At 34.0% G+C, this 9,419-nt stretch carries 5 protein-coding genes; all 5 read left to right on the forward strand.

From position 1 onward, the window contains the following. The coding region (locus tag ABJM36_RS00200; protein ID WP_348447943.1) for a gliding motility-associated C-terminal domain-containing protein at positions 1-1,761 on the forward strand (1,761 nt) is incomplete at its 5' end. A gap of 13 nt (positions 1,762-1,774) precedes the next feature. Next, positions 1,775-2,728: a type IX secretion system membrane protein PorP/SprF gene (locus ABJM36_RS00205; RefSeq protein ID WP_348447945.1), complete on the forward strand. Its 954-nt coding sequence runs from the start codon at positions 1,775-1,777 to the stop codon at positions 2,726-2,728. Positions 2,729-2,739: 11 nt separating this feature from the next. Continuing rightward, the gene (locus tag ABJM36_RS00210; RefSeq protein WP_348447947.1) at positions 2,740-4,653 is read left to right on the forward strand and encodes an OmpA family protein; all 1,914 of its coding nucleotides are present in this window, start codon (positions 2,740-2,742) and stop codon (positions 4,651-4,653) included. 334 nt (positions 4,654-4,987) lie between these two features. Beyond that, the gene (locus ABJM36_RS00215) at positions 4,988-5,221 is read left to right on the forward strand and encodes a hypothetical protein (protein WP_348447949.1); all 234 of its coding nucleotides are present in this window, start codon (positions 4,988-4,990) and stop codon (positions 5,219-5,221) included. Between the two features lie 31 nt (positions 5,222-5,252). Next, positions 5,253-9,419 (forward strand): hypothetical protein (locus ABJM36_RS00220; protein ID WP_348447951.1); only part of this gene is annotated, 4,167 nt, incomplete at its 3' end.

Raw genomic sequence — 9,419 nt, forward strand, 5'->3', positions numbered from 1 at the left:
GCTTCTATTATTGATCAAACTAACGTGGATTGTTTTGGTAATTCAACTGGTCAAGTAACTGTAGAAGCTAATGGTGGTATTCCGCCTTACTCATACTCTATCGATAATGGTTCTAACTACCAGAATAATGGAACTTTCTCCAATTTATCTGAAGGAAGTTACACGGTTATTGCTGTTGATGCTAATGGTTGTACTTTTAAGCAAATAGTTGAAATTACGACAATACCCGATGTTACCAATCCAACTATCGAGTGTCCTGAAAATATTTCGCTTGAAGTTACTGCAGATAATTGTGAAATAGCGGCAACTGAATTTACGTTAGGAACACCATTAACAAACGATGATTGTTTAGTTTCTTCAGTAAATAACGATGCTCCGGATACATTTCCATTAGGAGAAACCATAGTAACTTGGACCGTAACCGATGGTTCTGGAAATACAGCTACTTGCGAGCAAACTGTAACCATTATAGATAACATCGATCCTACATTTGTGGACTGTGCCGCACCTGTATCTGTGAATGTAGATGCTAACGGATGTACTACAGATATCGCTAATATCAATTTAGGTACACCTACTGTTAATGATAACTGTACCGAAACAACTATTACTAACGATGCTCCGGATACATTCCCATTAGGAGAAACCATAGTAACTTGGACCGTAACCGATGGTTCTGGAAATACAGCTACTTGCGAGCAAACTGTAACCATTATAGATAACATCGATCCTACATTTGTGGAATCTTTACCTGAAGATGCCACCTACGAATGCGATAATATTCCTATGCCTGATATTTTAACCGCAACAGACCCGTGTGGTACCGTGGATGTTTCATTTACTGAAACCATAATTGATGGAGCTTGTAGCGGAAACTATTATATAGAACGCAAATGGGTAGCAACAGACCAAAATGGATTAACAACAGAGCATACTCAAACAATAACTATTGAAGATACTAAAGCGCCTCAACCAACAACAAACATTCCATCTTCGATTATAATAAATTGTGATAGTGTTCCAGAAATTCCAAATATTGAGTTTTTAGATAGTTGCTCATCTATAGTAAATGTTGAGTTTAATGAAACAAATTCTTTAGATGAAAATAATCCTTCTGATTACCAAATAGTAAGAACTTGGACTGTTTCAGACGATTGTAATAACGAGCAAATCTACACCCAAACAATTTCAGTAACACTAATAGACTTCGTTTCCACTATTAATGAAAGTGCTTGTTCAACTGATGGAATCATTGATTTAAATGGTTATTTAAGTAATACTGATGCAGGAGGAGAATGGACTGTAATTGAAGGTAATGCCGTTTTAGACGACAACCTATTTGACCCTGAAAAGGTTGAATTAGGCACCTATAAATTCACTTATTCAATACCAAATGGTGGATGTCTAAACTCTGTTGAAGTAAATTTAGAAATACATGATGACTGTATCGTTTTTCCTTGTGGTGAAGATGATGTAGTAATATCCAAAGTTATTACTCCTAACGGGGACGCTTACAATGAATTTTTTAAAATAACAGGTGTTGAAAATTGTGGATTTGTTATCGAACTACAAATATTCAACCGTTGGGGAGCAAAAATCTATGATAATTCTAATTACCAAAATAATTGGAATGGATTTGCTCACAACTCATCAGTTGGTAAAGCAGAAAAAGTTCCTAACGGGACCTATTTCTATATTATAAATTTAAAAAATAGTGGATTAGAACCTTTTGCTAAAGCATTTTATGTAGGTACTAAATAAATCTAAACAAACTATGAAGTCTATTAAGTTAAATATATTTATTTTTATGCTAGCAAATTGCTGGGTTGGGTTCGCTCAACAATTACCACAATTTACGCAGTATATGTACAATACCATTTCTATAAATCCAGCTTACGCGGGAAGCAGAGAAACTTTAAGCGTTGTAGGTTTGCACAGAAGCCAATGGGTTGGATTAGAAGGCGGCCCAACTACCCAAACACTTTCGGTGCATTCCCCATTGCGAAATGATAGAATTGGTGTAGGTTTATCTTTTATAAATGATCAACTAGGTTATGAAAACTTATCTTACATATATGCTGATTTTTCTTACACACTCCCTGTAAATACAAAATCTAAATTAGCTTTTGGTATAAAAGGAGGCTTTACTCATTATAGTTTAGATCAATCTTTGTTAAATGACACAAGTGACCCTGAATTAGCCAATGCCGTTAATGATCCATTTTTTGACGATGTATCCAACAGGTGGAGCCCTAATATTGGTTTAGGTTTATTCTTCCATTCCGACAAATGGTACTTAGGTCTCTCTGCTCCAAGGATATTAAATACCGATTATAACAATGGAAAGCAAGGCGCCATAGACTATATAGCGCTAGAACGAATCAGTTACTATTTTACGGGTGGTTACGTTTTCAATCTAAATGAAACAACCAAATTCAAGCCTGCCATGTTATTGAAGGCCACTAACGGTGCTCCTCTATCTTTCGACATAACAGCAAATTTTTTATTCAACGAAATATTTTGGCTAGGCGCAGCATATCGAATTAATGAATCGGCTGCTGCATTAGGTGGTATTGTAGATTTTCAAGTATCTAAACAAATACGTTTAGGCTATGCATACGAGTACCCAATTTCAGACATTAGACCCTATTCTAGCGGTACACACGAGATATTATTCATGTACGAGTTATTTACAAGTAAACGTATTAAATCCCCAAGGTACTTCTAAATCTTATTACTATGAAAACAAATTTTTTTATACTTTTCTTGTTCATTTTTACTAGTACAATAAGTGCCCAAACTAAACTTGCAGATAAATTTTATAATAATTATGGCTTTGTTAAAGCTGCCGAATTATATGAAAAAGCAATCAAAAATGGTGATGACAGTGAATATAATTTAACCCGATTAGGCGATTGTTATTACAATAATTCCAATTCGGAACAAGCTATTTATTGGTATGAAAAAGCAGCCAACAAATATGATATTGATCCTGAACACCTGTTTAGATATATACAATCTTTAAAAAGCTTAGGTAACTACGCAGAAGCTAATAAATGGATTAAAAAGTTTATTACCATTCAGAATAACGATAGCAGAGTTAAAAATTATGATGTCGATAATTTATTACAGTACGATGAACTTAATAAAGTGGAAGACAGCTTATCTATCAAAATTGAAAACCTAAATATTAACTCTGAGAACTCAGATTTCGGGACTTTTATTTATAAAAACGAATTGTATTTTGCTTCGGCAAGAGGTTTGGTGGAAACAAAAAAATATGGATGGAATAAAGAACCATTTTTAGACTTATTTCAAGTTTCAGTTAAAGAAAAAGCCTTTGATTTAGAGTTTTCTAACCCTATTTTAATTGATGGTTCTAATATAAATTCCGATTATCATGAATCGAATGTAGCCATTACTAACGATGGAAACACTATGTATTTTACTAGAGATAATGTTACTAAAAAGAACAAATTAAACTTTGACAAAAAAGGAACGACACATTTAAAAATATACAAGGCCACCTTAACAGAAAGCGGTTGGGGTAATATTAAAGAACTTAGTATAAATGACGACGTATATTCCACTGGGCACCCAGCTTTAAGTCCAAATAATAAAAAATTATATTTTGTATCCGATAGAGCTGGCGGACTAGGTTACACCGATATTTATGAAGTGGATATTCTACCAAACGACAAATTTGGCGAACCCAAAAATTTAGGTCCTAAAATTAATACCGAAGGACGAGAAATGTTCCCTTTCGTGAGTAAAGATAGTACCTTTTATTTTTCATCCGACGGACGATTAAATCTAGGACTTTTAGATATATTTAAATCTAATATTATTAAAGATAGTTTAGCAACTCCAAAAAACATTGGAGCACCTTACAATAGTGGTTTTGATGACTTTGCATACTATATTGATCCTGATAATCAAAACAAACGCAGTTATTTCTCCTCTAACAGACCAGGAGGAAAAGGTAACGACGATATTTATACAGTATACTCAAAAGTTTGCTCACAACTAGTAAAAGGTGTTACAAGAGATAGGAAAGACAACACACCATTAGCCAACGTAACAGTTAACCTTATAGATGAATCTGGAAAAATTATTGAAGAAATAGTTACCTCTGAAAATGGAGCGTATCAATTCACGTTAAACTGTGAAAAGAATTATACCATTACAGCAAAACTTATTGCCTATTCCGGTGATAAAGTAGCTATTACCACTAGCGATATGGATGGCAACGTTTTTGAAAAAGATTTGTTTTTAGAGTCATTAATACAAGGAAACCAAATAGTAATAAACCCTATATATTTTGATTTTAACAAATGGAATATAAGAACAGATGCCCAATATGAGTTGGAAAACATAGTCGATGTATTAAGGGTAAACCCTACCATGATAATTAAAATAGAAGCCCATACCGATAGTCGTGGTCGAGATGAATATAATATGAAGTTATCTGACAAACGAGCCAAAGCGACCAGAGATTATATATTTTCAAGAGGTATTACACAAGATCGTATAGTAAGTGCTATTGGTTATGGAGAAAGTCAATTATTAAACAAATGTTCTAACGGAGTTAAATGTACGGAAGAAGAACATCAAGTAAATCGCAGGTCCTATTTTTACATTTTAAAAAAGTAAATTAAGTATTATGTATTAAAACTTTATAATATTCAATAATGAATTATCTCTATTTAAATACAAATTAATAAAGCAATAATAGCTTTTAAACGAATTTATAAGTGATTTGCCATGAATATTTGACCAACTAGTTACATATATGTTTTTTTGTGGTACCTACTAAATTTTAAACATATGAACCTAAATCTACTATCAACAGTAATATTCTTTTTTTTAAGCAATATTATCCTCCTCCTGCTTAATTTCCCTCAAAAAGTTTTTTTAATGAAAATTAATAATCATCAGAAATAATATCTGGTTATAATAAATTTAGGTGTAATAAAAACTTAACATCATGAAAACTAAAACGGCTCTTAAATTATGTGTGTGTGTTTTAAAAAATGATTTTTGTAAACATTTAAATAAATTAAAACCAAATAATAATACTGATGCTTTATTTGTATTAAATACCAATACAGGTATTTTAATTAATATTAAAGTTTTAAAAAGCGCTATTTCAAAATCAACATACTATAAAAACTTAGTACATTCCATACTTTTAAATGGATTTAAAATTAAGTTTTCTTAACAAAACATATTAATTAGTTAATTAAAGGCTTATGATAACGTCTACCCAATATACTATTAAACGCCATCAATTTATTTTGGCCCTACTTTTTTTATTCAGTGTATGCTCTTATGCGCAATTAAAACACGAATTTGAACCTCGTTTTAATGAGCCTATCAATGGTGATTTTGCAATGATTGCAAACAATACAGTTTCTGTATTTGAAACCATACCATATCTTGGGCCCCTAAATAATAATAATTATAGTTCATTAAATTATGTTGATATTGATAATGACGATAGCACATTTAGCTCAAGTAATGCAACTTTTAAAGCACCAATAAATAATACTGAATGTTTAACCATTAAAAAGGTGTTTTTATATTGGACAGCTGTAGATCATGAACCTGGAACTAGCCCTCCTTCCACTGAAAACAGACCAGATTGGAATTTTAATGACATTAAATTAATGCTACCAACACAGCCTAATTATAATACTTTAACAGCCGATGAAGTGATTTATAGAGGTCGAGATGATAATGGTGATGGTATTGCAGACGACCACTTTGGTTTTGATCCTTATGTTTGTTTTAAGGATATAACAAACCTTGTCAATACTGAGCTAATAGACAAAAATATTTCGCCTTATGACACCTACCAGGTTGCCAATGTTGAAGCTACTTTAGAAAGTTTTAGTGAGCATGGGTTAACCAATAATGCAAATGGTGCCGGTGGATGGCAAATTGTTTTTGTTTATGAAAGCCCTACTCTTCCTCTAAAAAACGTAACAATTTTTGATGGTTATGCCCATGTCAATGCTTTAGATAGTGACGGGTATGAAGTTGAAATAACAGGTTTTAATACCGTTCCAGCGCCTCAAGATGTTAATGTTGACATTCTTTTTGGTGGTATAGAAGGTGACAGAGGTTTTTCTGGAGATAGGTTACAAATATTACCACCTTCTGCAACTGACTTTGAGGATTTAACAACTAGTTCAATCGCTCCTATTAGAAGTGGAAACAATTTTTTTAATAGTAGAATTACTATTGATAATGACAACTTTATAGATAGAACCCCTGCAAGTACAAATACCTTAGGGTTCGATGCAGGTATTTTTAAATTAATTAATACTAATAACGATTTAATAGGAAATGATCAAACTTCAACAACATTAAAATTATTGACCACCAATGAATCTTATGGTTTATATTTACTAGGTCTTTCTGTTGAAGTTTTTGAGCCAAAACTAGGCCCCATTGAAGTCACTACCAATGTATCAAATACACCACAAGCTCCTGGCGCAAGTATTACTGGGGAATTTGTTGTGGAAAATAAAGGAAATGATGACGCCGAAAATGTAAAAATATTTTCTACCCTGCCTCCTCAACTTACCATTGAAAATTTTTCTAGTATAGTTTGGCCTGCAGGAGTTAGCGCTTCATACAATTCTGCATCAGGTTATTTAGAATTTACAGTAGAAGATGCCTATGTTACCACGACATCGCCTCCTTTAAATGTAGATTTTGAATTAACTATAAAAGATGAATGTTATTTTTTACAAGAAAATTGTCAAACATCCTTTGGAATACAATTTACAGCTACTTACAATGGAAAATTAAACCCAGAAACTCAAACAACAACAAGTTCTTCGGAAGTTGAATGTGGTTTAGGTAATAATGAAGAAACCATTGTTAATGTAATACAACCTACTGTTGAATGGCAAACAGCCGAAGATTCATTAAATAGGACTATCCAATGTAATGATTCTGATGGGCTAACTGAAGCTCAAGCTTTATCTCCAGAAGCTAATAAATGTACATTTACGCCTACTAAAACAGCTGGTTCCTTTGTTGAAGACGCTACCTGTAGTACAGGTACATATACTAATACATGGACGTTTACAGACGCTTGTGGAGAAACCATTAGCGCATTCACTCAAATCATTACAATTGAAAATTCAACACCAATTGTTTTACCTGAAGGCGGAGCCGAAACTGTAAACTGTCTAGCTGACGCCACAGAAACATTTACAATACCAACGGTAACAGATGTTTGTGGAAATACCATAACGCCCTCTGGTCCGGTTATTACAGAGTCGCCAACACCATTTGATTGTGAGGGTACTAAAACCTATACTTATACTTTTACAGACTGCTCTAATGTTTCATACGAATGGGCTTATGTTTATACTATAAGTGTACCAACTTTTACAATTCCTGATGTAGATGGTGCCCTTACTGTAGAATGTATTACTGATGCAGATGGTACAGACATCACTTTACCTATAGTACAAGATGCCTGTGGAAATGAACTTACAGCCTCTACTCCTGTTATTTCAGACTCATCTAATCCTTTTAATTGTGAAGGTACTAGAACATATACATATACTTTTACCGATTGTTCTGGTCATAACGTAGAGTGGGCTTTTGTCTATACCATCGAACTAAATACTTTTACTTTACCTGCTAATGGTTCAGAAACTGTTGGTAGTATAAATGATGCTGTTGAACCTACGCCACCAACAGTTATGGATAACTGTGGAAACGAAATTACACCTTCAGAACCAACAATATCAAATTTACCAGATTGTGAAGGTTCAGTAGTATATACCTTCACCTACGTAGATTGTGCTAATAATTCTGCTAATTGGACCTATACTTATAACATCGAATTAACTCCTTTCACGGTGCCGGCACACGAAAATTCAACTGTAGAATGTTTGGCTGAGGCTACTGTACCAACACCGCCAACGGTTAATGATGCTAATGGTACTGAAATTACACCTGTAATGACTCAAAGTACAACACCTATATGTGAAGGTGCTAAGACTTATACCTTTACATATACAGATTGTGCTGATAATACAGGTATTTGGGAATACACCTATAATATTGACACTGTTACATTACCTACAGTACCTACAAATGATAGCTCTACGGTAACATGTCTTGCGGAAGCAACACAACCAACCGCACCAGAAGTAACGGATTTTTGCGGTAACACTATAGCACCTGTAATTACACAAAGTGCAGATCCTGATTGTGAAGGTCAAAAAATATATACATTTACCTATACAGATTGTGCTAATAACGAATCTGTTTATACCTATACTTATAATATTGATCTTTCAACGGCACCTACAGTTCCGGTGAATGCTGAAACAACAGTGCAATGTCTTGCAGATGCAACACAGCCAACTGCGCCCGAAGTAACGGATGCGTGCGGAAATGCTATAGTACCTGTAATTACACAAAATGCAGATCCTATTTGTGAGGGTCAAAAAATATATACATTCACATATACCGATTGTGCTAATAACGAATCTATATATACCTACACTTATAATATAGACCTTACAACCGCTCCCATCGTTCCTGAGAATGCTGAATCTACAGTGGAGTGTCTTGCGGATGCAACACAACCAACGGCACCAAACGTTAACGATGCTTGTGGGACTGCTATAGTTCCAGTAATTACGGAAAGTGTAGATCCTAATTGTGAAGGTCAAAAAATATACACATTCACTTACACGGATTGTGCTAGTAATGAAGCGGTTTATACTTACACCTATAACATAGACCTTACTGCTTTTATTTTACCAACAAATGGAACTGAAACAGTTGATAGTTTAAATGATGTTGTTGAACCAACACCACCTACTGTAAATGATAACTGCGGAAACGAAATTATTCCATCTGAACCTGTAAAATCAGCAACACCAGATTGTGAAGGATCCGTAGTTTATACTTTTACTTATACCGATTGTGCTAATAATTCTGCCAATTGGACATATACATATAACATTGAGTTAGCTCCTTTTACACTTCCTGCTAACGAAAGTTCAACTGTAGAATGTTTAGTTGACGCCACAGTGCCAACATCACCAACAGTTAACGACGCAAATGGTACGGAAGTTATACCAGTTATGACTCAAAGTACAGATCCTGATTGTGAAGGCGATAAAATTTACACCTTTACTTATACTGACTGTGCTGGTAATACCGGTATTTGGGAATATACGTATACAATTAATACAGAAACATTACCTACAGTACCAACAAATGACAGTTCTACAGTCCAATGTCTTGCAGAAGCTACACAACCAACTGCACCTAGTGTTAATGATGCTTGTGGAAATGTTATTGATCCTGTAATTACTGCAAGTACAGATCCTGATTGCGAAGGTCAAAAAATATATACGTTCACCTATACAGACTGT

The sequence above is a fragment of the Algibacter sp. genome (assembly GCF_039977455.1).
In the GTDB taxonomy this organism is placed as follows: Bacteria; Bacteroidota; Bacteroidia; order Flavobacteriales; family Flavobacteriaceae; genus Algibacter_B.

Coding starts and splice junctions, on each gene's coding strand:
- ABJM36_RS00205 (WP_348447945.1), top strand. CDS start 1,775: ATGAAGTCTATTAAGTTAAATATATTTATTTTTATGCTAGCAAATTGC.
- ABJM36_RS00215 (WP_348447949.1), top strand. CDS start 4,988: ATGAAAACTAAAACGGCTCTTAAATTATGTGTGTGTGTTTTAAAAAAT.
- ABJM36_RS00210 (WP_348447947.1), top strand. CDS start 2,740: ATGAAAACAAATTTTTTTATACTTTTCTTGTTCATTTTTACTAGTACA.